The organism is Candidatus Eisenbacteria bacterium (assembly GCA_016930695.1).
Classification (GTDB): domain Bacteria; phylum Orphanbacterota; class Orphanbacteria; order Orphanbacterales; family Orphanbacteraceae; genus JAFGGD01.
This window is the reverse complement of record JAFGGD010000055.1, coordinates 20,243-45,216: the sequence shown is the minus strand read 5'-3', so window position 1 is coordinate 45,216 and position 24,974 is coordinate 20,243. Positions and strand designations below refer to the sequence as shown.

At 66.4% G+C, this 24,974-nt stretch carries 16 protein-coding genes and 1 riboswitch; of the genes, 12 read left to right on the top strand and 4 right to left on the bottom strand.

The features are described from left to right. Positions 1-56: 56 nt before the first annotated feature. Positions 57-737 carry a hypothetical protein gene (locus JW958_13375; GenBank protein MBN1827243.1) on the bottom strand — a complete coding sequence of 227 codons (681 nt, stop codon included), beginning with the start codon at positions 735-737 and terminating at the stop codon, positions 57-59. A gap of 301 nt (positions 738-1,038) precedes the next feature. Continuing rightward, on the bottom strand, positions 1,039-2,793 hold the full coding sequence (gene sppA, locus JW958_13370; GenBank protein ID MBN1827242.1) for a signal peptide peptidase SppA: 1,755 nt from the start codon (positions 2,791-2,793) through the stop codon (positions 1,039-1,041). A gap of 186 nt (positions 2,794-2,979) precedes the next feature. On the opposite strand from sppA, the gene JW958_13365 reads away from it, so the two are divergent. The 11 genes from JW958_13365 (at position 2,980) to JW958_13315 (ending at position 19,023) form a co-directional block, all read left to right on the top strand. Then, complete coding sequence (locus JW958_13365) at positions 2,980-4,773, top strand: redoxin domain-containing protein (GenBank protein MBN1827241.1); 1,794 nt, start codon at positions 2,980-2,982, stop codon at positions 4,771-4,773. Between the two features lie 368 nt (positions 4,774-5,141). Next, positions 5,142-5,744, top strand: a complete 603-nt coding sequence (locus JW958_13360; protein ID MBN1827240.1) for a type II secretion system protein GspG — start codon at positions 5,142-5,144, stop codon at positions 5,742-5,744. Between the two features lie 41 nt (positions 5,745-5,785). Beyond that, complete coding sequence (locus JW958_13355) at positions 5,786-7,531, top strand: type II/IV secretion system protein (GenBank protein MBN1827239.1); 1,746 nt, start codon at positions 5,786-5,788, stop codon at positions 7,529-7,531. Further along, positions 7,528-8,727 (top strand): type II secretion system F family protein, encoded by a 1,200-nt coding sequence (locus JW958_13350; protein MBN1827238.1) that lies wholly within the window; start codon positions 7,528-7,530, stop codon positions 8,725-8,727. Before JW958_13355 ends, JW958_13350 begins: the two co-directional genes overlap by 4 nt. A 22-nt stretch (positions 8,728-8,749) precedes the next feature. Next, positions 8,750-9,982 (top strand): type II secretion system protein GspG, encoded by a 1,233-nt coding sequence (locus JW958_13345; GenBank protein MBN1827237.1) that lies wholly within the window; start codon positions 8,750-8,752, stop codon positions 9,980-9,982. A gap of 2 nt (positions 9,983-9,984) precedes the next feature. Beyond that, on the top strand, positions 9,985-11,490 hold the full coding sequence (locus tag JW958_13340) for a hypothetical protein (protein MBN1827236.1): 1,506 nt from the start codon (positions 9,985-9,987) through the stop codon (positions 11,488-11,490). Positions 11,491-11,494: 4 nt separating this feature from the next. Next, positions 11,495-12,151: a hypothetical protein gene (locus JW958_13335; GenBank protein MBN1827235.1), complete on the top strand. Its 657-nt coding sequence runs from the start codon at positions 11,495-11,497 to the stop codon at positions 12,149-12,151. Continuing rightward, complete coding sequence (locus JW958_13330; GenBank protein MBN1827234.1) at positions 12,141-12,680, top strand: hypothetical protein; 540 nt, start codon at positions 12,141-12,143, stop codon at positions 12,678-12,680. Before JW958_13335 ends, JW958_13330 begins: the two co-directional genes overlap by 11 nt. Then, on the top strand, positions 12,677-14,287 hold the full coding sequence (locus JW958_13325) for a hypothetical protein (protein ID MBN1827233.1): 1,611 nt from the start codon (positions 12,677-12,679) through the stop codon (positions 14,285-14,287). The genes JW958_13330 and JW958_13325 overlap by 4 nt, the downstream gene beginning before the upstream one ends. 2 nt (positions 14,288-14,289) lie before the next feature. Next, positions 14,290-15,636 (top strand): tetratricopeptide repeat protein, encoded by a 1,347-nt coding sequence (locus JW958_13320; protein ID MBN1827232.1) that lies wholly within the window; start codon positions 14,290-14,292, stop codon positions 15,634-15,636. A 576-nt stretch (positions 15,637-16,212) separates the two neighbouring features. Continuing rightward, positions 16,213-19,023, top strand: coding sequence for a vitamin B12-dependent ribonucleotide reductase (locus JW958_13315; protein MBN1827231.1), 2,811 nt, complete (start codon positions 16,213-16,215; stop codon positions 19,021-19,023). Between the two features lie 296 nt (positions 19,024-19,319). On the opposite strand, the gene JW958_13310 is transcribed toward JW958_13315, so the two are convergent. Both JW958_13310 and JW958_13305 read right to left on the bottom strand, forming a co-directional pair. After that, positions 19,320-20,738 carry a hypothetical protein gene (locus JW958_13310; protein MBN1827230.1) on the bottom strand — a complete coding sequence of 473 codons (1,419 nt, stop codon included), beginning with the start codon at positions 20,736-20,738 and terminating at the stop codon, positions 19,320-19,322. Positions 20,739-20,767: 29 nt separating this feature from the next. Then, positions 20,768-22,909 carry a TonB-dependent receptor gene (locus JW958_13305; GenBank protein MBN1827229.1) on the bottom strand — a complete coding sequence of 714 codons (2,142 nt, stop codon included), beginning with the start codon at positions 22,907-22,909 and terminating at the stop codon, positions 20,768-20,770. 135 nt (positions 22,910-23,044) lie between these two features. Next, positions 23,045-23,171, bottom strand: a riboswitch (cobalamin riboswitch). Between the two features lie 487 nt (positions 23,172-23,658). On the opposite strand from JW958_13305, the gene JW958_13300 reads away from it, so the two are divergent. Continuing rightward, the gene (locus JW958_13300; protein ID MBN1827228.1) at positions 23,659-24,939 is read left to right on the top strand and encodes a hypothetical protein; all 1,281 of its coding nucleotides are present in this window, start codon (positions 23,659-23,661) and stop codon (positions 24,937-24,939) included. Positions 24,940-24,974 lie beyond the last annotated feature (35 nt).

The window sequence follows — 24,974 nt, the reverse complement described above, 5'->3', positions numbered from 1 at the left end:
CGCGCCGGGTCCGGCATGGAACCCGGCGCTATCGTACTTAAAAACCCGGATCATCTCTAGCGGAAGAGGCCCTTCAGGTCTCCCCAGCTGGTCGTTTCCGTCGAGATTTCCTCGACGTAAACCAGACCGTCGATGGTCCACATGTAGCCGTCCGGCTGTCCCGGCTCGATCGTCTCACCCGCGAAGGTCCATCCCTCGTAGCAGGGAAGCGAACCCCACCCCTCGCCGCAGTAGAAGTGGAGGGTGCCGTTCAGGTTCGCGGTCCAATCGGCCAGCTTCACCTTAATGGTCAAGTTAGTGAAAGTGGCGCCCAGAATCAAGGTTCCGTCTTCAAAATAGGCGGGGGCGGTGACGTTCGGCGGATAGGATCCCCAATCCCGGTCCGTGCCGGTCGCGATCGGGTCCTCGTAGATGTGGAAGGTACCGTCGCCGTCATTGAACTGGTAGGTGGCGACGTCTCCAAAGGGGGTCCACACCGTATCCGCGGAGGTCAGCGTCCCGGCGCGGAGCACGAAGGTGTACTGGTTGTTCAGCGGGTCCGTCGCAAGCGCCGCCGGGTTGATGTCCGTCACATCACCGACGGCGATGTACTCCTGTCCATCGGCAGTGAAGTCCCTGGGGGCGGGGGTGGTGTAGTCATACCCGAAGTAGTCGAGCAGCAGCAGGTCCGCCTCGGCCGCCGGAACGAAAAGGAGTCCAAGCGCGGCGAGCGTAGCCAGGATCGTTAGCAATCTCATCGATTCCCTTCCTCCCTTTTCTGCGGGCCGTAACCGGGGACAGGTACCCCATAACGGCTACCCGCAAAAGGAATTACCAATAACCTCCAACAATGGAACAATCGGCCAGAGCTACCTTGACTCGGACGCAGTTTACCATATCGCATAACGAATTGCAATAAAAAGAGGTGGGATCTATTTTTTCCGGCGGAAGTTACGATTCTTGACGTGAATCGAGCGGCGTTTCCTTTCGGCCGACACGGATAATGAACGGCCGGTTCGGGGGGGGGAGATTTCATGCGACTGTTTCTCTTGCGGTATTTCAGCGGATCGAGATGCGGTAGGGGATGCGGGCCCGAAGGGGCCCACCCTCCGGCCCGAATGGGAGGATTTCGGCGGAGGGCAGACCATAACTTTCTAATATAGATATGGTTGCGTCTTCGCCGGCGCGCGCGATCCCCCAGTCCCCCTCACGGATGCGTTCGATCAGCGACCGCTCCGCGGGGAGGAGATGGAGACGCACGCGGGCGTCCGGATCGATCCCCGTCAATTCGGCGGCGAAACGGACCGCCACGTCGAATCCGCCGATTCTGTCCACTAACCCGTTGTTATAACTCGCCTTGCCGCTCCAAACCCTTCCGCCGGCGAGAGAATCGACCCGCGCGACGCTCATCCCGCGCCCCTCGGCGACCCGCTCGAGAAAGAGAGAGTACATTCCGTCGATTCCGCGGCCGATCCTCTCCTTCTCCTCCTCGTTCCATGCCCGGGGCGTGGAGAAGATATCGGCGTGCTCCCCGCGGAGGAACTCTTCTCGCCCCACGCCGAAACGCTCATAAAAGCGTTCCAGGACGGGGCGGAGGAGGAAAACGCCGATCGACCCGGTGATGGTGGCCGGTTGGGCGACGATCCCGTCGGCGCCGGAGGCGATCCAATACGCGCCCGAGGCGGCCACGTCTCCCATGGAGACCACCACCGGTTTCTTCTCCCTCGCGCGGACCACTTCCTCGCGGATCGCGTCGGAAGCGCCGACCGATCCTCCCGGGCTGGAGACTCGGAGAAGGATCGCGTCGTAACGGTCGTTCTCGGCGGCCTCCCGGATCGCCCCGATGATCGTTTCCGCGCCGGCGATCGGACCGCCGACCGGTTCCCGGCGGTCCGGCCCGGGGAGGATCTCGCCGACCACGTGGATCAACGCGAACTCCGCGCCTCCGAAGCGGAAACCGTCGGCCGACCCCTTCCCGTACTCCGCGAGGGTGAGGGATTTCCCCTCTTCGTCGATGCCTGCGGCCCGCTCGAAATCCGGCAGGGCGAGGACCGAGTCGGCCAGCCCGGCCTCCACCGCTCGCTCGGGGAGAAGGTAGGGCCCGTCGTCCACCGCCCTGCGCGCCCATCCGGCGTCCGATCCCCGCGCCCCGGCGATCGCCCCCAGGTATTCATCGAACAGATCGTCGAGAAGCGCGTCCATCTGCTCACGCGCCGGCCCGGAAATCGATTCGCGCGTAAAGCTTTCGGGCGCGGATTTGTAGGATCCGGCGTGAATCTCGTCGAACCGGATGTCCGCCCTTCCGAGGAGGTTTTTGTAGAAGAACACGCGGCCGTAGAGGCCGTCCACGAGCAGGAGGCCGCTCGGAGAGAGGAACACCCGATCCGCCTCGGCGGCGATGGAATAGCCCAGGTCGTCGGCGGCGTCGATGTAGGCGTCTACCGGTTTGCCGGAATCGCGGAAGAAGGCGACCGCTCCGCGGATCTCGGCGGCGGCGGCCCAGCCGAAGCCGGGGGACGGACCGACCAGAAGCACCGCCCTCCCGATCCGGTCGTCGTCCGCCGCCCGCCGGATCAGACGGGAAGCCGCGACCAGGTTCACCGGTCGTGAACGGTGAAGGGCGGCCCAGAGCGTCTCTTCCGCTCTCTCCTCTATCGGTTCGGTCAGGTCGATGACGAGCACCGATTCGTCGCTGATCCCCGGCGCGGAGGGGCGGAAAAATACCACATAGAGAGCGCCCACGGCGCCGGCGGCGAGGATGAAGAGAACGGCGGCGAGGACGAGAACGATCAGAACGGTTTTCCGTCGTGACACCGGGCACCTCCGTCGTGGACGGGGAAGGGTCTCCGCGTCCCCAGGCTAGCCCTCCGGCGGTAGAGTGGTCAAGGCGCGTGCGGGTCCGTCGGATCCGGTGGCCCCGGAACCGCCGGCGGGTTACCCTGGTGTCAATGGAGACGGCCGGGCCGGACGGCGCCGGCCGCCCCCGAGAGGAGGAGCGTGATGAGAGGGAGAATCGCGGGATCGGCGTCGGTCCTTTTCCTGGTCCTCGTCGTTTCGGCGGGCGCACCGGCGGCCGTCTGCGCGGCGGAGGACGGAGAGAGGGTCGCTTTCTACATGGCATGCGCGGAGCCGGATCCCGGCGCCCGCGCCCGCGCGATGATCGGCTTTCTGGAGGAATACCCGGATGGCCCCTGGAGCGACCGCGTGCGCACCCTGCTCTTCGGTGTGGCGGCGAGCGGCGGTTGGCGGGAGTCGGAGAACCGGCCGGCGGACGGTTCTCTCCAGCGCGCCGTGGAGCGCGAGGCGGCGGCTTTCCTCGCCGAAGACGGGAACGATCCCGATCGCGTGTTGATCGTCGCCGAGGCGTACCTCCGCTCCGGCGTTCGCGCCGAAGAGGCGCTCGCCCTCGCCCGGCGGGGGGGTGCCCTCGCCGAGGAGTCGGAAAGGCCCGCCGACATACCGCTCCGCTCATGGGGGCGGATGAAGCGGGAACGGATCGCCCGCTCCCACTATCTGGCCGGCTTGGCCGAAGTATCGCGCGACGATTACGACGCGGCGGCCGAGTCTTTCCGGCTCGCCGAGGACGTGTTCCGCAGCGATCCCCGTTTCCGTGAGGAGTACGCCCGCGCGCTGGTCGCCCTCGGCCGGGTCGGGATGAGGCCGGAGGATCTTTTGGACGAGCGCACCGCCGCCATGGAGGCGATCGGAGCGGAGGACGCGACGGAGCGGATCGAAAACTTCGAACGCTATTTGCTTCTTCATCCGGACGGTCCGAAAGCGACGGAGATCGGCATCCGTCTCGTCGAGGATTATCTGGGCACGCCGGCGCCGAACCGGGGCGTGGCCTTGGCGACGCGCATCGCCGGAGAGACCGAGGATCCCGAGGTGCTTTCGGCCCTCTGTTTCCTTCTGGCCGAGTCGGGGCAAGGGACGGCGGAGGCGGTTCGTCTGGGCGCGCGCGCCAAGGAGACCCTCCGGGAGTGGATCCAGGACCCGGGCACGGAGGCGTCCGTCCTGCCCGATCTGAACGCCGCCTATCTCATGATCCGCGACGGTTACGGCTGGGCGCTTTTCCGAGACGGCCGGACCGGTGAGGCGTTGGAGGAACTGCGGGCCGCGGCGGAGAGCGATTTCCCGCGCGTTCTCTATCATTACGGCGCGGCGCTTCTCGAGGCGGGGAAGGCTTTCGACGCCGTCGATCCTCTCGTCCGCGCGCGGGACGGCGGCGAGGAGGAGGCGGGGCCGCTTCTGGATCGGATCGTCGAGAGGGATTCGGCCCTCCGCGAGGAGGTGGAACACCGGACTACGCGGGCGGAAGCGGTTCGCAAACGGGACGCACTCGCCGAGCCGGATCCTCGTCCGGCGCCCGATTTCTCTCTCGTTTCGTTGGACGGCGAAACGGTCGCTCTCGAGGACCTTCGCGGCGGAGCGGCGGTGATCGTCTTCTGGACCACTTGGTGCGAACCATGCCGGGAGATGCTCCCGCACCTGCAGGCGGTCGCCGACGAGTACCGGGACCGGAACGTCCGTTTCCTCACGATCGACACGGACCGGGACTTCTGGCTCGTGCGTCCTTACCTGCGGGACGAGAAGATCGGCATCACCACGCTTCTCACCGCCGGCGAGCCCGACTGGGAAGAGACGGCGCGCGCCTTCCGGCTGAGCGCCCTCCCCACGGTCTACTGGATCGATGAAGAGGGGAGGATCCGTTTCGTGTCGGATGAGTACGACGGAAACGGACACGCGTTTCGGAACACGATTCGCTGGAGGTTGGACAGACTCCTCTCGCGATGATCCCCGCCGCCGGGGCCCCGGAACGCCGGGCGCCCCGGCTTTTTCTTTCCTATTAAAATGTACAGGACGGGACGGGACGAGAGGGAGGAGCCCCCTCTCGACCGTGGCGGCGGCGCGCCCCATCCCGCTCCCGCCCGGCCGCGAGAAACCGCGAAAAACCGCAAAAAACGACGAAGCTGTCCCTCGACGCACCGGTCGAGGCCGCCGGGCCCGCCCCGGAAAGCCCTGCGAATCAAGTCCCGCTTAAAGGTTGCCGATCATTCACTTAGACCGACCACCGGTCGAGAGCGATTGTCTCCGGCGGCGCGGCTACGGGTAGCCGCGTCTCCGGTGTGTTGTGCAACTTATCAAAGATCAAGGAGGAAAGTATGCGCAGCAGGAGCGTGCGTCGAAGCCAGGGTTTCACTCTTGTCGAGATCGTCGCCGTGATCGGCGTGATCGCGATCCTCGCCGCGGTGATGGTCCCCACCATCGTCAAGCATCTCGAGGATTCCAAAACGGTTCGGGCCCAGAAGGACGCGGAGATGATCGCCACGTCCGTCACCGATTTCTACAAGGACACGGGGCGTTGGCCGACCCGGAACACCAAGGGCGAGTACGAGGTGGAACTGCTCCAGAACGCCAACGGCACCGCGCCCACCCTCGGCACGAAGGTTACGGGTTGGGGGAAGCTGAACGTCACGGACAGCTATGACAACCAGCTCGTGGACAACAAGCCGGGCGGCAAGAACAAGAACAAGTACGACGTCACCGGTGAAAACCGCTGGAACGGTCCCTATGCGATCAAGATGAAGACCGATCCGTGGGGGCGCCAGTACTGGTGCAACGTCGCCAGCCTTCATCCGACCGTTATGGCGGCCGGAAACGCTCCGGTCTGGATCATCTCGGCCGGTCCCGACGGCGTGCTCGACACGGACACGGACGACACGGATGTCCAGGGGGACGACGTGGGTTTCCTGATCAAGCGTTAGCGCGGACGGCGCGCGATGCGCGCCCGGGGGCGTCCATCCACATGACGGAACGGCGCACCATTACGGCGAAGGGCGGGGGACGCCTCGGGGAGCGGCTCGTCGAACGGGGCTGCATCTCCGAGGCGCAGCTCTCGCTTGCCCTGAAAGAGCAAGAGAGAACGGGCGGCCGGATCGGCGAGATCCTGGTCGCGCTCGGTTTCACCACCGAACAGGAGATCACTTCCAGTCTGGCCAACCAGGCCGGCCTGGAACAGGTGCAGCTGAGCGAGTTCGAGCCGAACAAGGAGGCGCTCGCCCTTCTCGACGAGTCCTTCTGCCGGGAGCGATCCCTTCTCCCGCTTGACGTGGACGCCAATCTCTTCCGCGTCGCCATGGCCAACTCCTTCGACGTGTTGACCGTGGACGAGGTGAGCCAACTCACCGGGAGGGCGGTGGAGGCGCTGGCGGCGCCGGAGTCGGAGGTGCTGGCGGCGTTGGACCGGGCCTTCGGCGTGGACGTCCGCAAGTCTCTCGACGCGCTCGTGGAGGAGGCGGCGAAGGCGAGCCGCTCCTCCCGCCATCAAGAGATCCACGGCATCGTCAGCGAGCAACCGGTGGTGCGCCTGGTGGACGCCATCATCCGCGAGGCGGTGCGCCGGGGGGCGACCGACGTGCATGTCGAGCCGGAGGTGCGGATCGTCCGCACCAGGAACCGGATCGACGGCGTCCTCGTCTCGGCGATCACCCTCCCTCTGGAACTCCGGACCGCCGTGACCGCGAGGATCAAACTGCTGGCCGATCTGGATATCGCCGAAACGCGCCTTCCCCAGGACGGCAAGATCACCGCCGAGGTGGACCGGCGCCAGATCATGATCCGGGTTTCCACGCTCCCCACGATCCACGGCGAGAACGTGGTGATGCGCCTTCTCGACAAGAGCAAGGTCGTGGTCGGTCTCGAGGACCTGGGCTTCGCCGATCAAAACCTGGGGGCTTTCTCCTCCGCCATCCAGCGCGCGTCCGGGATCATCCTGGTGACGGGACCCACCGGATCGGGGAAGACCACCACGCTCTACGCGGCGCTCAAGGCGATCAACACGATGGATCGCAAGATCGCCACCCTCGAGGATCCGGTGGAGTACGAACTGCCGGTGGTCCGCCAGTCGCAGGTGAACGTGCAGGCCGGTTTCACATTCGCCAAAGGGCTCCGGGCGCTGCTCCGCCAGGACCCGGACGTGATTCTCGTCGGCGAGATGCGCGACGCCGAGACGGTGGAAACCGCGCTCCGCGCCGCCATGACCGGCCACCTGGTGCTCTCCACGCTGCACACCAACTCGGCGATCGGGGCGATCGCCAGGCTGCTCGACATGGGGGTGGAACCCTTCCTGCTCGGCAGCACGCTGGTGGCGGTGGTGGCGCAGCGGCTGGTCCGCCGTCTCTGCGTCGATTGCCGCGAGCCGGATCCCGCGCCGGATCCGATCCTGCTGAGCGCCCTCGGCCTTTCGGAGGGAGAGGCGACCGCTCTCTATCGCGCCCGCGGCTGCAAACGGTGCGGCGGAACGGGATACCGCGGCCGGCGCGCCGTGGCGGAGGTGCTGACCGTCACCCCCGCGGTGGGGCACGCTCTCGTGGCCGGCGGTGCGGCGGAGGCGATCGGCGCGGCGGCGAGGCGCGAGGGGATGGTGAGCATGCTCGACGAGGCGCGCCGCATGGTGATCAGCGGTGAGACGTCGGTCGCGGAGGCGCTCCGCCACACATGGGATAACGACCAAGGTCTCTTGATGGCCAAGACGAATTCGGTTGAATCATGAAAGTATTCCGGTACGAGGCGGTGGCGACAGACGGCAGTCCGGTGCGGGGGGAGATCGCCGCGCGGGACGACTCGACGGTGCGCGCGTCTCTCGGCGAGCGCGCCCTGACCCTTCTGGAGTTGAAGGAGCGAAAACGCCGCCGGATCGACCTGGGGCGACGGGGAGGCGGCGAAGACGAACGGATCGAATTCACCCGCTCCATGGGGAGCCTGGTCAACGCCGGAATCCCGCTTCTTCAGGTGCTGGAAGACCTCCGCGGCCAGAGCGAGAGCCGGACCTATCGGGACCTCCTCGGCGACGTGATCGTTCGGATCGAGGGAGGAGGTTCGGTTTCGGAATCCCTCGCCGCCCACCCGGAGATTTTCGACGATTTATACATAAACATAGTGCGCGCCGGCGAGGAGAGCGGGAAGCTCCCTCTCGCCTTCGATTCGCTGACGGAGCATCTGGAGCGGTCCAAGGCGATGAAACAGGAACTGCGCCGCGCCTTCTCCTACCCGGTCACGGTGCTCGCCGCCCTTCTCGGCTTCGCGGCCCTCCTCACCTTCTTCGTCTTCCCCCGGTTGGAGGGACTCTTCGAGACGCTGGAGGTGGGGGTCCCGCTCCCGACGCGGATCCTTCTCGCCGTCGGAGGCGTCGGCTCGCGGCTGTTGCCGGCCGTTCTCGCGGCGGTCTTCCTGGGAGCGATCGGCTGGCCACGGCTCCGCCGCTACCCCCCTTTCCGCATGCTGACGGACCGGATCGCCCTCAACCTCCCGATCCTCGGGAGGATCGTGAAGATGGCGGCCTTCTCCCGCATGGCGGGGACGCTCGCCACGCTCCTCGCGTCGGGGATCTCGCTGGAGCGCGCACTCGACCTCTCCCAGAGCAGCACGGGAAACCGAGTGATCGGGCGCGCAATCGGCGCCGTGCTCGACTGGATCCGCGCGGGGGAGACCTTTTCCGGCGCCCTCGCGCGGTCGGGGCGTTTCCCGCAAGTGGTGGTGAGGATGGCGATGGTGGGCGAATCGAGCGGCGACCTGCCCGGCATGCTGTCGAACCTTTCGCAGCACTACGACCGGGAGATGCCGAATCTGTTCCGAAAGACGATCGCGGCCATGACGCCTCTCCTGATCGTGGGGTTGGTGGTGATGGTCGGATTCGCCGCGCTCGCGGTTTTTATGCCGCTCATGGAGGTCACCTCGGCGATCCACTGAGCGGCAGCGAGGAAGCAAAGGAATGAAACGGAAACGGACGGAAAGGACCGGCGGCTTCACGCTCCTCGAGATCGTGGTGGTGCTGGCGGTGATCGGCATCCTCGCCGGAGCGATGACCCCTTACGTGGTCCGCCAGATCGAGCAGTCCCGCTCGGAATCGACGGAGCGGGAGATGGAGTTTCTCGAGGAAGGGCTCGCCTCCTACTACCGTGACTGCGGCCGCCTCCCGGACGCCAAGATCGGCCTCGCGGCGCTGGTCGTGAACGCCGAGACGCTGCCCGAATGGGATGGGCCCTACGTGAACGGCGGCGGGAACCTGTCGCGCGAGGTGCTTCTCGACGCTTGGGGCGCGGCCTACACCTACCAGCCCGCCGCGGCGGTCCAGGGGATGAACGCGCCGGTGGATTTCGTCCTGATCAGTTCCGGCGACGACCGAATTCTCGATTCGCGCTGGACCAAGAAGGGGTGGGTCCTCGACACGGACCGGGACATGGTCCGGACGGGCAGCACCAAGGACGTGGATGAGGGGTGGCGCGCGAAGACGGAAGAGCTTTTCGACGAGATCGTCGATGGGGTGGAGCGCTACTACCTCGACACGGGCGGGTTCCCCGGCGGCACGGACGACAAGGCGTTGGCGGAGCTGCTCGCCTCGAAGGAGGACGACTGGAACGGACCCTACCTCTCCGGCACGGCGTCGTGCGTGCTCGCCGATCCCTGGGGCGGCCGCATCGTCTTCCGCGCATGCGAGAAGGTGGACGGCGAAGCCGTGGAGGGCCGGATCCTGCTGAGCGACGGGCCGGGGGAGCCCGCGGCGACGGTGAAGAAGGACGTCTGGCGGACCGGCGCCAACGACCTGGTGCGGGTGATTCCCGAAGCGTCCCTCCGGGGGCTTCTCGATCGGGAGAGGACCGTGGTAGCGCTCCGGGAGCTGAGACTGCTCGCCGGTTCGGTCTACGCCGACAACCCCCTTCTCTCTCCCGACTCGAAGCGGCTGGATCGCGCCGACCCGTGGGACAACGACTATCGATATAAGAAAGAATCGGCCTACTCGGGGAGGGTCTACTCCTTCGGCGCCGACGGCGAGGATGACGAGGGGGAGGGGGACGACCTGTACGAGGCTTTGCTCTGGTCTCCTTCGGGTGGGGGGGGCGACGACGGGGGCGACGACGGCGGGGACGATGGTGGTGGGGATTCCCCGCCCGGCGGCGGAGGGAACAACGGCAACGGCAACGGGAACGGCAACGGCCGAGGGTGATGATGGGCGGATCGCGCGACACGAAGAAGAGACACCCGCGGGACGCCGGCGCCTGGGGACTGGCGCATGTAGCCGGAGAAGACCGCCTGGTCCGCGCCCGGCGCGACGGGACCGCGATCGTGATCTCCGTCGCCCGGGAGTCGATCGAGCCGGAGGCCGGGGGGCGCGCCGCGACGGGGTCGGCCCGGCCCGGCGTGACGGCGATCCTCTCCGACCTGTCGCTCCGCCACGAACGGCTGCAGCTTCCGCCCATGAAGGGCGCCCGGCTCCGGCGAGCGCTGGAGCAGCACTTCTCCCCCGCCTCCGGCAAGACCCAGGGGCAGGAGGTGAGCTGGGCCCCCTACCGGGAAGAGGAGTCGGGCGACCTGCTCACCGTTTCCGTCGAGAAGGAGGCGCCGGAGCGGATCGTGAACCGCCTACGCGAAGCGGGCTTCCGGGTGGAGCGGCTGATCAGCCCCGCGGCGGCGATCGTCGGGTTGCTCCGGGAGACCCTGTCCGACACGGACCGCGACCACGGGACGGTGATCGTCCACTTCGGCGAGACCATCGGGACGGTGGGCTTCACGCTCGCCGGCGACCTGCTTCTCGCCCGCGAATTCCGCATGCCCGCCTCTCCGCGGGAGGGGAACGACGCGGCCGGCCCTCTCCGCTTCGATCCGGCCTGGTCCAATCACCTCGTCGGCGAGATCGGCCGCTCCCTTCTTTACTTCAATCATCAATTGAAGGGGAAGGGGGTCGGACGGATCCTGATCTCCGGCGACCTGGAGGGCTTCGATGCGATCCTTCCGGCCTGCGCCGAGCGTTTCGACGCGCGGGTGGAGCGGACGGCGGACGCGGTGGGCCTGGACCCCTCACTTTTCGGCGGGGGAGAGGAGGCGAAGTGCGAGGCGGGCCGCTGGGTGAGCGCCATCGCCGCCGCCGTTTCGGGGCTGACCGCCTCGCCGGACATCGACCTGCGGCCGGAAGCATCGATTCTGCGGAGCGCCCGGCGGCGGACCGTGCGGATCGGCGCGACCGCGCTTCTCGTCCTCGCCGGCGCGATGGCGCTCTTCCACGGCGTCCATCTGGCGCACGAGCGTGGGCTCGCCGCGGAGATCCGCGCCTACGCGTTCCGGCAGAAGCTGGCGAACCGGGAGGCGATCGAGTTGGATGAGATCCGCGCCGCCCGGACCGAGGCGCTTCGCCGGCTCGCGTTCCTGGAGGAGAGTCGCCGGCCGCTCCAGGACCTGGGCGAGGCGCTTCGCGTGTTGTCCCTCGCCGCCACCGACGGGCTGGCGTTGGAGCGGGTCGCCTACGATGACGAGGAGGGGCCGCTTCTGCTCCGTGTCGAGGGGATGATCCGCGCGCCGAGCGGCACCGAGGCGCAGCGGCAGTTCAACCGCTTCTATGAGGCGATCCGCAGGAGCCCGGTCTTCGCGAACGCCGAAGTGGAGCCGATCGAGATTCGGGGGGATACGGAGGGGGAGAGCGAACTCTCCTTCGTGGTCCTCGCGGAACCGGAGGTGTAGGAAGGTGCGCGTGCATCGCGACGGGGAGGGACGAAAAATCACGAGGGTCGCGCTGGCGGCCGGCGTCGTCCTTTTCGCGATTTTTCTCATGGGCGCGGGGGCGGAGCGCGCGCGTCTCGCTTCCCACAAAGCGGCCTGGGCTTCTCTGGAAAGGGAGACCCGCCTGCTCGCCGATTGGATCGCCGAATGGGACGAGCCGTCGGACACGGAGGAGGAAGCGTGGGTGGCGGTGCGCGTCGCCTACGAGGGAGCGGTGCCCGCCGGCGAGACACGTCTCTCCTTCTCCTCGGCGCTGAACGAGCTGGCCGACGAAGTGGACCTCGATGGTTTCAGTCTGGTCGAGAGGCCGCCCACGCCCCTCTTCGAGGAGACGCGGGCGATCTCGGGCGACGTCGAGGAGGACGAGGATGGTGGTGGGGATGGTTGGGAGGATCCCTGGGAAGAGGACGCCGTCCCCGCCGGCGTGAGGGCGGACCGTTCGCGCTACAGCTACGAGGTGCGGTTCGCCGCGTCCTACCGGTCGTTGGTCCGCTTCCTGGACGGGTTGGAGCGGATGCCGCGCATCGTGGAGATCCGCGCGGCGGAGATTCGGCGCGGCGATCCGCGGCTGGACGTGGAGATGGAGATCGCCACCTACGGGAGGGATCCCGATGCTCTTTAAGCGGGAGGCCGCTCCTCTCTGGGCCGCGGCCGCGCTCTGTCTCGCCGTCGCCTCTTATGGGTTCTGGGGCGAACGGTTCACGGCGGTTCCCGTCTCCCTGCTCGAGGAGATCGCCGCCGATGCGAGCATGCAGGACCCGGTTCCCTCTTTCAGCCCCGCCGCGGAGGGGGGAGAAATGGGAGCGCCGACGCTCGCCGGGCGGCCATGGGGGAACACCCCCTTTCTCACCGCCCCGGAGGAAGCACGCTACGGGCCGGAGCACCGGTCGATCGGAGCGCGCGCGACGGCGTCGTCCGCCCCCGGGGGAGCGGAGCATTCCCCTCCCGACGTGCGCGCGCTGATCAACGCCGGCGGGAAGCCGGTGATCCTCCTCGGCGGAGGGGCGGCGCGGATCGGGCAGGAAGCGGGGGGCGTCCGGGTGATCGGCGTGGACGGCCGCCGCGTTCTGGTGGAAGGCGAAAACGGCAGGGAATGGATCGAGATCGTCCCCCTTAATCGCGGAGTACGGGTGAACGGAGCGGGTAGATGAAACATAAAATGATTTGGACCGTCCTCTCGGCGGCGCTGCTCGCCGGTTGCGCATCCCAGGCGCCGCCTCCCGCGCCGCCGGACCGGGCCGGGGGAGGAACGCCCGCGGAAGAGCGGGAACCGATGGAGCGGATTCGGATCACCGCGTCCGAGTCGGAGGAGCCGCTTCCGCTCCCCGAGCACCGGCCCGTGTCGGTGGTGGCCCGAGAGGCGGAGATCCGGAACGTGCTCTTCGCCGTCGCCGAACAGGCCGGCCTCGACCTGGTGCTCGACTCGGACGTGCAGGGGCGGGTGACGCTCGAAGTACAAAAGATACCGATCCAAGAAGCTTTGGACGCGATCATCGAGCAGGCGGGTTTTACCTATACCATTCGGAACGGGCTTCTCCGCGTGCATGGCGACGGCCTGCAGACCCGCATATTCACCGTGGACTATGTGACGGGCGTGCGGACGGGCCAGACGCGGCTCGCCGCGTCGAGCGGCGGCAGCCAAGACGCCCAGACCTCCTCTTCCGGCGGGTCGGACGGAGAGAGCCGGGTCCAGGTGGACCTCGAGACCTCCGCCGATCCTTGGGCGGACATCATCGCCGGGCTGGAGAAAATCGTGTTCGACGACGCCGAAACGGGCGTGGTGATCAATACCGCGCCGGGTCTTCCTCTCGGCGCGGGGCGTTATGAAGGGCGGGCGGGCGCGGAGCGGCTCGTCGTGAATCCGCTCTCCGGCATCGTGATGGTGACCGCCCCCTTCGCCAAGCTGAACCGGGTCGCCGATTTCCTCGAACGAATCGAGGGGAGCGCCCACAGGCAGGTGCTGATCGAGGCGCGCATCTTCGAGGTGTCCCTCAGCGAGGAGTTCCACCAGGGGATCGACTGGAGCCGGATCCCCGGGACGGGCAACAACGTGCAGAGCGTTTTCGGCAACGACGACGGCGCGGCGGCGCAGAGGCTCAGCCCGCAGAACGCGGTTTTCGAGATCGCTTGGTCCGAGGGGGATTTCGACATCGTCCTGGACGCGCTCGCCAGCCAGGGAGACGTGAAGGTGGTCAGCTCGCCGCGGTTGGCGTCGATGAACAACCAGAAGGCGATCATCAAGGTGGCCCGGGAGGAGAGCTTCTTCTCCCAGCGGATCGATTACGAGACGAACTCCGACGGCACCACGACGCCGATCTTCACCGTCGAGCCGGAGCGGGTGACCATCGGCCTCGTGCTCGACGTGACTCCCCAGATCAGCGCCGACGGCGAGATCATGATGAACATCCACCCGTCGCTCACCGAACTGGTCGGCGAGGACGTCTTCCCGCCCGGCGCGACCGGCGCGGACGTGCTGGCCAACGCGCCGGTTCTCGACATCCGCGAAGTGGACACGGTCGTTCGCGTGCGAAACAATAACACGCTGATCATCGGCGGGCTGATGAAGGACCGGGCCACGGAACAGGTGAGCATGGTCCCCTTCCTCGGCAAGATCCCGGTGCTGGGGCACCTGTTCCGCCGTACCGACAAGGTCACGACTCGGGTGGAACTGGTCATCACGCTCCGGCCGCAGCTTGTCGTGGGCGAGGACGCGGATCGATATGCGCGGAGCGAAATGGATCGCCTGGGGGGTAAGTGATCGTGGACCGGAGCCGCGAGGAGACCATGGTTCGGGAGGGGCCGGAGCGGGTGGATCGTTGCCTCCTACCCGACGACGACGTAGAGGGGATCGCTTCGGCTCTCAAGGAGAGCGAGCGGGAAGGATTGGAGCGGGAAGGGGACGCGAGGGAGTCGGTTTCCCCGTCGGCCGAGGAGGGCGCCCGGACGACGAGTCCGCCGGCCTCACAGCCTTCTCCCGCGGCCGCGCCGCCGCCCGGACCGGGGGCGGAGGAAGCCGCGCCGGCCGGCGCTCTCTACCGGGTTCGCTTCGCGGAGCCGATCCGGTTTCGGGAGAACCGGCGGGAACGGTTCCGGCGGCGCGCGCTGGTGTTGATCGTGTGCGTCGTCGGCCTCGCCGTCGGATGGGGGATCGGTTGGCGACTCTGGCAGGGTCCCTTGGGCGACATGCTCCTTCCGGAGATCGACGACGAGGGGTTCGCGATCCGCGTTTCCTCCGCACGCCCGGCGCCCGCTGCGCCCGCGCTCGTCGGCCCGCCTCTTCCGGATGAGGCGCTCCCCGCGGAGGGCGCGCCGGTCGTGGAAGAAGCGGTCGCACCGGGACCTTCCTCCGAGGGGCCCGCCGGGAGCATCGACCGGACGCCACCGGCCGCCGTCGAAGCGGCCGAAATCACCGTTCGGGAGCCGGCCGCTCCCGCGCCGAAGCGGTCGACCGCGGAAACCCCCGCCGCTCCGCGGCCGCTGGGAGAGAGGCGGGTCAGGAGCGCCGCGCGGATTTCCGAGGCGGGCGAGGCGGAGAGGAATCGATCGATACGCGATCTCGCCGGCTCCATCGAACGTTCCCGCCGGGGCGATACCGCCGGCGCGATCGAGGACGCGATGCGCGCATTCCGGGAGGACCCGACGTCGGCGCGGGCGGCGAACCAGATCGCTTCCCTCTCGCTTCGCCTCGGCAGGTGGAAAGACGCGGAGCGCTGGAGCCGTTCGGCGATAGCCGCGGATCGCGACCATGTCGGCGCCCGAACCAACTTGGGCGCCGCGTTGGTCGAGACGGGACGCGCGCAGGAGGCGGTGAGGATCTACCAAGGGGCGGTGCGCCGAGATCGGCGTGACTGGCGCGCTTGGGCCGGCCTCGCCGCCGCGCTGGAGGAGACGGGTCGCGCCGCGGACGCGGTCGAGGCCTACATTCGCGCGGTGAAACTCGCGCCGGACAGACCCGAGTTGCACTACAACAGTGCGCTTGCGTTCGACGCGGCCGGCCGCGCCGAAGAGGCGGCCGCGTCGTTCCGCGTCTATCTGGAAATCGCCGCCGGCGCCGACCCCTCCCGGGAGGGGCTGGTCCGCCTCTGGCTCTCCGATCACGGTTTCTGACGGCGGGGGACGGCGCGTGGGCCCGAGCCGCTTTCCCGTCCCCTCGACCCTCCGCTTCCCCCGAACAAGGCATCCCATGGCCCGTTTTAGGGCACCGCGTCCCTCGTTTCGGGTGGCGCGCGGCCCCTTTTCCCCTCTTTTCGCCCCCCGGCGTCCCCCGGTTCCCCCTCCCGGTGGGGCGGAGGAGGTTCCCGGGGCCCGAATGGGCCCATTTGGACCGGTCAAAACCCGCAACCACTTAAAAATATTGTGTTTAGGCTAAATCGACTTTTTTTATCTTTTTGTTTGACAGCCCCTCCGACCGGCCTCTATAGTGCCGAGTAGTGGTAGATGTTGTGTTTCCGGCTTCTCTAGATACCACATATTGAAGCGTTTCGAGCCTCCTCGTGAGCCGAAACCTAACCTTGGGGCGCTAACCCCCTGTGGTAGATGGTGTTGAGATCCCCCGTGCCCGCGGGGACAGAGAGAAGTCCGTCTTTCTACTTGACGATTGTGTAGTAATCCGGCAGGATGGGCGGAAGTTACTTCCCATGTGCAGCGCTCCCGCTCGCCCTGCCCCGAGTTGGGGGAGGTCTCATGGAGGCGCATAGGATTCCCGCGGGCGGGGCCGCCGTGCCGGAAGAACAGAAGGGGGACGCCGACGTGTTCGCGGATGAGAGCGCGGCGAGGAGCCACGCGAACGGACCTGCGCGGAGTGGGCTCTCCTTCCGGCGGGTCTACACGACCCCCGGCGTGCATCCTTTCGACGAGGTGGAGTGGGAGAAGAGGGAAGCGTCGATCATCAACGAGAAGGGGGAACTGGTCTTCGAAAAGAAGGACCTGGAGTTTCCCACCTTTTGGTCCCAGCTCGCCACGAACGTCACCGTGTCCAAGTATTTTCATAGAACACGGCCGTCCCCGGAGGGCGAGCGAAGCCTGAAGCAGCTGATCACCCGCGTCGCGGGAACCCTCGCCGAGTGGGGTTGGCGGGCCGGCTATTTCGCCACCGAGGAAGACCGGAACATCTTTCACCATGAACTGATTTATCTCCTTCTCCATCAGAACGCCTCCTTCAACAGCCCGGTTTGGTTCAACGTGGGGATCGAGGAGAAGCCCCAGTGCTCCGCCTGCTTCATCAACTCGGTGGAGGACCGGATGGAGTCGATCCTGGAGCTGGCCAAGACCGAGGGGATGCTCTTCAAGTGGGGCTCCGGGACGGGGACCAACCTGTCGCCGATCCGCTCCTCCAAGGAGGTCCTCTCCAGCGGCGGCAGCTGCTCCGGACCGGTCTCGTTCATGAAGGGGTACGACTCATTCGCCGGCGTGATCAAGTCGGGCGGCAAGACGCGCCGCGCCGCCAAGATGGTCATTCTCAATATCGACCACCCGGACGTGACGGAGTTCATCACCTGCAAGGCGGCGGAGGAGAAGAAGGCCTGGATCCTGATCGACAACGGCTACGACGGCTCGCTCGACGGCGAGGCTTACGGGTCGGTCTTTTTCCAGAACTCGAACAACAGCGTGCGGGTGACCGACGATTTCATGCGCGCCGTTCAGGAAGACCGCGACTGGGCGCTCCGGGCGGTTTCGAACGGCGAGGTGATGGAAACCCACCGCGCCCGAGACCTGATGCGGCTGATCGCCGATTCGGCCCACATCTGCGGCGACCCGGGCATCCAGTTCGACACCACGATCAACGACTGGAACACCTGCCCGATGAGCGGGCGGATCAACGCGTCGAATCCCTGCTCCGAGTTCATGTTCCTCGACGATTCGGCCTGCAATCTGGCGTCCCTCAACCTCATGCGTTATCGCCGTGAAGACGGCTCCTTCGACGTGGAACACTTCTTCCATTCCATCGATGTGTTGACCACCGCGCAGGAGATCATCGTCGACGCCGCGAATTATCCGACCGAAGCGATCCGCGAGAACGCCGGCCGCTTCCGGCCCCTCGGTCTCGGGTACGCCAACCTGGGCGCGCTCCTCATGTCGAACGGCCTCCCCTACGACTCGGAGCAGGGCCGCGCTTACGCGGCGGTGATTACCTCTCTCCTGACCGGACGGGCGTACCTGCAGTCCTCCCGCGTCTCCGACCGGATGGGTCCCTTCGAGGAGTATCCGAAGAACCGGGAGTTCATGCTTCGGGTGATCAAGAAGCACGGGGAGGCGGCGAAGGCGATCTCCGCCGACCACCTGCCGAGCGCTCTCTGGGAGGCTTCCGAGAAGGTGTGGCAGGACGCGTACCGCGCCGGCGAGCGCCACGGTTTCCGGAACGCGCAGGTCACCGTGCTCGCCCCGACCGGCACGATCGGTTTCATGATGGACTGCGACACCACAGGCATCGAGCCGGACATCGCGCTGGTGAAGTTCAAGAAGCTGGTCGGCGGCGGCATGATGAAAATCGTGAACCGGACGGTGCCGCAGGCGCTCAAGGCGCTCGGCTACGACGGCGCGCACGTCGCCGAAATTCTGGATTACATCGATAAAAACGACATGATCGAGGGGGCGCCGGGCCTCAAAGAGAAGCATCTACCGGTGTTCGATTGCGCGTTCAAACCTCGTGACGGCGTCCGCTCGATTCCCTACATGGGCCACCTGCGGATGATGGGCGCGGTGCAGCCCTTCATCTCCGGGGCGATCTCCAAGACGGTCAACATGCCGAGCGAGGCGGCCGTCGACGACGTCTTCACCACTTACCTCGAGGCGTGGAAGATGGGCGTGAAGGCGGTGGCGATCTACCGGGACGGATCGAAGAGGACCCAGCCGCTCAGCACCGAAAGGGAGAAGGAGAAGGCGAAGGAGAGCTACGAGCCGATCCGGCATCGACTCCCCATGGAGCGGCGCGCCATCACGCACAAGATGAACATCGGCGGCCACGAGGGATACATCACCGTCGGTCTCTATGAAGACGGCATGCCCGGCGAGATCTTCATCACCATGTCCAAGGAAGGCTCGGTGGTCTCGGGGCTGATGGACGCCTTCGCCACGAGCGTTTCCATGGCGTTGCAGTACGGCGTCCCCATGGAGGTTCTCTGCAATAAATTCAGCCACATGCGTTTCGAGCCGGCCGGCTTCACCGGGAACAAAGAGATCCCGATCGCCAAGTCGGTGCTCGATTACATCTTCCGTTGGTTGACCCTCAAGTTTTTCAAGGATCGTCCGGCGTGCGCCGACGAGAGCGAGCTGCAGACCGAGCTTTTCCCGCCGGGCGCGGCGCCCCGGACCGAGTCGGCCCAGTCCCCGCCCGCCCTTCCGGGCGCTCCGGAAGAAGACCCGATGTTCCGAGAGGCGTGGGTGATCCAGGGGCAGGCGGACGCGCCGACCTGCTATGAGTGCGGCTCTTTCATGGTCCGAAACGGCGCCTGCTACAAGTGCATGAACTGCGGGTCCACGTCGGGGTGTTCTTGATATCGAGAGGTTTTTTCGGACGGAAAACTCTCTCGGGCAAGAAAAGGACCGGCCGCGATGGTCGGTCCTTTTCTCTTTCCCCTCCATCCGTCCCCGCCACGAACCCATCCCCGCATCGAGCGCGCGCGTGCGTAGAAGTTGAAGATTAAAGAAGAAAAAACCCGTGGGAACCGTACGGCGGCGGCGATCTCACTTGCTCTCTTGAAATCCTCCGGCGCCGTCCATCCGTGAACTTCTTCTAGAAGCTCGAGTTGTGCCCTCGATGCGCGAGGGGAAACAGGGCGGATGACCTCCGCCTACCGGACGCGGACCATGCGGCCGGTGAGGAGCGCGGGGGTCGCATCGATCCTGTAGAAGTAGACGCCCGGCGCGGCGTCGCGGCCGGAGGCGTCGCGGCCGTCCCAGTCGATCGAACCGGCGCCAGGCGGGATCGGGATGTCGCGGACGAGACGGCCCCGGATGTCGTAGATCGACGCGGCGGCCGGCGGGGATGCTCCCGCGCCCGCGTGGAAGAGAATCGTCGTCCCGGAACGGAAGGGATTGGGAAGGGCCCGTGCGGCGCGGCCCGCGGGAAAGCGATCCTCCTCGCCGGGCGTCGCCACGCCGGCCGTGATGGGCCGGACAACCACCACGTCGGCGGGGGGGAGCCCGGTGTTCACGGGCGAGGATGTGAGGCGCGCGCCCGAGGCGGCGTCGAAGACGTGCACCCCCGGCGCGGTCTCCTTTCGGTCGCAGAGGAAGAGACGGCCGGTCGGCGCGTCCGCCTCCAGATCGGACACATAACCCGTCGTGGTGTATAGCGTGTCGAGGAGTGCGCCGGTCGAAGGGTCGAAGGCGACCAGGTGGTTGGTGAAGAACCAGTCGTCGGAGACGACCGCCCATCCCGCGCCTCCGGACAGGGCGATCGGCCCCAGGTCGCCGTGGAGCGCCGCTTCGGTGACCACGAAACCCTCCGCCGTCCATCCGTTCAGATCGACCCTCTCGACGCCGCCGTCGAGAGAGAAGTACTCCCCCATCTCGGCGACGTACAGGTCGCCGTTCTCTTCGTCCAGGATCATCTGCCCCCGCGGGTTCAACCCCGTCAGCTCGATCCCCTGCACGCCCGGCGTTCCCGGGTCGACATCGACGAGCGCGTTGGTGGACGGGTCGATCACGGCGAGCCACGCCGGTGAGACGGGCGTCCAGTAGGGCCTCTCGATCCTTTGGATCTGGACGAAAACGAAGCCGTCCCAAACGGCCATCGACGACATCTCCGGCAGGCCGTCGGCGTCGGCGAAGAGGGAAAGGTCGATGGAATCGAGGATCGCGCCGGTCGCGGGATTCACCTCGTAGAGCCAAGCCGATTCGAAGCGGCTGACGTAGGCGCGGTCCGGCGCGAGAAAGGCGATGTCCTGCGGGTTGCTCCCGGCGCCGACCGAAAACTCGAGCGTCGTTTCATATCCCGAGTCCGGATCGAGAACCTGGATGTTGTCCGCGTAGAGGCGGTTGATCACATACACCTCGTTGCGCCAGAAGCGAACGAGGGGATCGGCGCCGACCGGCTCCAGGCCGGTGGCGGCAGGGAAGGGCGGGTCCAGGTCGATTTCGGCGCAGCTCCCGATCGTCTCATAGTCGGTGGTGACGGCGAAGAGGCGGTCCTCGGCGCGGGACGCGCCGGCGGCGAGGGCGAGGGAGAGCGCCGCGGGGACGGCGACGGCGAAGAGGGTTCGGCGCATGGAAGGGGGTTCCTTTCCGGACGGGTCGCTTAGAGCGGTCCCTCCGTCCAATCGATCTCCGCCGTCACGTACAGGCTTCTCCCCGGCATGGGATAGCGGTACACGTCGGCGATCGTTTGATTCGTAATGTTTTTGACCTCGATATCGAGAGAGGCGCGGTTCTTCCAGAGGCGAAGGCGCGCTCCCATGTTGTGCAGTCGCTTCTCCCCGGCGCGCGTCTCCTCCGAGTTGTATCGGTCGGTGTAGTAACGGTCGTACCAGAAATATTCGTACCGGAAGGAGACGCGTCCCCGCCGGGCCGATGCCCGCAGGAACAGCTCGCGCGGCGAGACGTAGGGGAGTCGCTTGCCGTTCCAGTGCGGCACATCGCCGGTGTGCCGCGCGTCCTGGACGGTGAAACTCCCCTCCAAGTAAAGGGCGCGCAGGAGGTCCGCGTCGAAGCGCGCCTCGATCCCCTCGGCGACGGAACGCTCCAGGTTCTTGGCGGTGAAGTTCCCCTGCGCGTTCTGGACGAAATAGATGAGCGAATCCCTTGTCGCGCGGTAGGCGGTGAGGTCGATCGACCCGTTCCATGTTCCGCCGCGCCGTCTCTCCATGCGGATTCCCGTCTCCCAGGTGACGGACTCCTCCGGCACGAGGGAGGGGTTGGGGTTCACGTCCGACATCGAGCCCTGCGCGCTGGTCCCGAAAAGCTCGAAGAGCGTGGGCGCCCGGGAGGCGGCGGCGCGGTTCGCCCGGAGCGCGAGGCCGCGCGCAGGCCGGAGCGTCGCGCCGAAGGTCGGACCGTGCCAGGCGGTCCAATGGGGTTCCTCGAGCGCCGACGGGTCCGGGTGGTACGGGTTGGTCCCGTGGTAGTTGTCCCGCGTCTCGCGATAGCGATAGGCGTCGAGCCAGACGAAACGCCCTCCCCAAAGGACGATCTCCCTCTCGGCGGCGAGGGCGAGGGATCGGCGTTCCCGGCGGAATCCCTCGCCGATCCGCGGGTCGGAATCTACGGGCATGAAGGATTCCCGGCCGATCTCCGCGCCGAGGCGGATCACGTGCCGCGCCTCGGTCCAGTATCCGGTGAGCATCCCCCTCGCCCCCTCGCCTTCCATGCGGTGTTCGTAGTCGGAGAGGTGGAGCGTCGGCTCCGCGCCCGGGTTCCGCCAGCGGTCGCGGCGCCGGCGGGCGTGGGCGGTGAGGTCGGCACGCAGTCGCCCGCCGGCGAAACGAGGGGAAAGGGCGGAAAGAGACGCCCGGTGGGAGAGGCCGTCGAAGCTCGCCTCTTCGTAGAGGAGGTTGCCGTGGCCGGGGTTGCCGCTTCTCTTCAGAAACCAATCGTCCTGCATCGACAGACGCCAGCCGCGGACCGGCGGCGCCTCCGCCTTGAAGAGGACGGCGTGCTCCCGGAAGGCGTTGTTCTCGCGGGTCATCGTCGTGTCGTCCTCGGTGTTCGCGACCGACGTGCCCGGGTCGTAGAGGAAGGAGAAGTCGCCGCGGCTCTGCATGTGGTGATAGGCGATCAGGTATCCGGCGCCGCCGTAGGAGCCGGAGCGGAGCGCCGATGTTTTCCATGTGGAGTAACTGCCTCCCGAAAGGGAGAGAAGGGAGCGGGCCGGGCCGGCGGGGCGTGTGACCAGGTTCACCACGCCGCCGACTCCCGCGACGCCGAAGCGGGCCGGCGCGCCGCTCCGGTACACCTCGACGCGGGCGAGGTCGCCGATGGGGAGTTCGGCGAGATCCGTCGCTCCCCACTGGGCGCTGTTCAGAGGGACGCCGTCGAGGTAGACCTCCACCTGGCCGGGCGAGCCTCCGCGGATGGTGGCGACGGCGTAGGAGCCGAGGCCGCCGTAACGCCGCACCCGCACTCCCGCCGCCTCCTCGAGCACGTCGGCAAGCGTGATGAGGCGCTCCGTCCCGGCGTCGACGCCGCGCGTCTCGGAGGAGTAGGGGAGGCGGAGCGCTTCCGTCTCGACGGTCCAGGGGGCGCCCTCGACGCGGATCGTGTCGACCGGTCCGTAGACCGGCTCCGGCTCGGTGGATTGCTCGGCTTGGGCGGCTTGCGCGGACGGCTCGGCGTATGCGGAGACCGCGGCGGCCAGAAGGGCGGCCGACGCGATCAGGACGCGGGCGATCCACTGTCCCGACGGGGCCCACGCCGCCGGGCGCGCGATGGCGCGAATCGACATGGCGATCTCGCTGCCGGCGGAAGGAAACGCGGAGTCGGGGGAAAAGAAAGACCCGGGCGCGCGTCGCGCAACGGGTCGAGGAGAGAGCCCCGCCTACGGCTTTTCCTCGAGCCGACGGTTCTCGTCTCCGGAACGAGGTCTTCTGGCTCCCGGGTCGTCCTACCGCCCACGCCTTCCCGCGGGTCGATCCCGCAGTGGCGTTTCGTGGGTTTCGTCGCCGGTTACAGCGGCGGGCCCGCGACGGATTCGCACCGTCTTCCCTCGGGCCGGAGAAGATGGGTTGTCGGGAGGGGAGTGTAGGGGTGACGAGGGGGTGCGTCAAGGTTCATTCGCAACCATCATCCAGGAGCAGACCTATCAGTATCGGTGTCGAAATCCAAATCGAAATCGAAATCGATTGCCCCTTCCGCCACCGGCGCTCCCCATCGAGGCGAAGAGGTGTGCCTATCGTAACCAGATACCTTCTCGCGAGCGCAGCGAGCGAAAAGGTATCTGGTTACGAGGAAGCCGGAACAGCCCCCGGTACCTGACTCTCATTTTCCCGACCACAGGGAGGGAAAAAGGTGTCCGGTACCGGGATGGCGAGCGAAAAGGTATCTGGTTACGAAATGAAGGCCTGTTCATTCCTTGCCCATCGGCCCCTCGGAACCGATTGCGATGTCTCTCACTTCACCCGCCAGGAATGCCGATGATTGAGATATAGGAATCCTGAAAAAGGTATCTGGTTACCCATATGAAGGAGTCGATCGATGAGATGGTTCTGGGTGTTTCTCGCGTCGGCGTCGGTGGTGGTTCTCTCTCTCGCGGGATGCGGGGGCGAAGAGGATCTTGTTTCCGCGCCCGATCCTTCCCTTCAGCTCTCTCCCCCCTCGATCGCGGGGGAGGACTTCGAACCGAACACACGGCACATTATGATTACCCGCGATCCGGACGCGTTCCGGGCCGTCGCGGGAACATTGGCCGTCTTCGATTTTCAATCCCTTCCCACGCCCGGTTCCAGCTGTCTCCCGGAAGAGGGGGACTCGGGAATCGCCGAGCTTCCGAGCACAATTTACTTTCCGGATTGGTGCCGGCTGTCCAGTCCAGTCTGCATGACCACGCATGATCCGGAGAACACCGTTCTCGTTCTGGAAGAGGAAGGAGAAATCCGGCCTCGGCAATCGGGGCGGTCCATCCTGATCGAGTATGAAGACACGCTTCAGGGGTTTGTATGGATCAGAACGTGGATTCGTCAGAGGATCGAATTCACCGCGATCGCTCCTCCTGGGGAGACAGCCTTTCTTGGTTTCTGTCCGAAGGATCTTCTGTATTACGAAATAAATCTAACCGGGACGGCTACCCTGCACACGATCTACATCGACGAAAGATGGGCCGACATGGAAGCCGCGGTGGTCGAGAATATGATTCTCATTGGAAGGGCTTTCGAGCGTTTCGCGGAGCTGTCGGGAGGAGTCTATCCGACGGCCGCGGCCGACCCGACGTACGAGGGAGACTGTCTTGTGGATCTTCTGCCGGGAACGGTATATCCCATAGATCCGTACACGGGGTGTACGACGGTATTCAACTGGAACGCAGCACCCGCGGCCAGTTCAGGCAGCATAGCCGCGACGACAGCCAGGATCGACGAGTACACCATTCGCGGGAGAGGAAGGGAATCCTCTGGACTCATCGACACCATGGTGACCACGCCTCCCTTGAATGATCAACTCGCCCGGAACATGCGGACCATCCAAAAGGCTTTCGAAGCCTATGCCGACGCGAACGGGGGAATCTATCCGACCGCCGCCGCCGATACCCTCTCCGACGGGAGGCGGGTGGTCGATCTCCTTCCCGGCGCGCATATCCCCTACAATCCATACCACCTGGATGATGGTCATGTATTTCTTTCCAGCCCCTTTTCCTGGAACGAAGAGGCGGAAACGATCTGCGGCGCAATCACCGCGTGGATCGCCGAACCGGACCGCTACGAGATCCGCGGGAGAGGCGATGATCCCACCGGTTACCTCGACGTGATTCTCACCAACGAGTGAGATCCGGAACCGATCCGTAACCAGATACCTTTTCC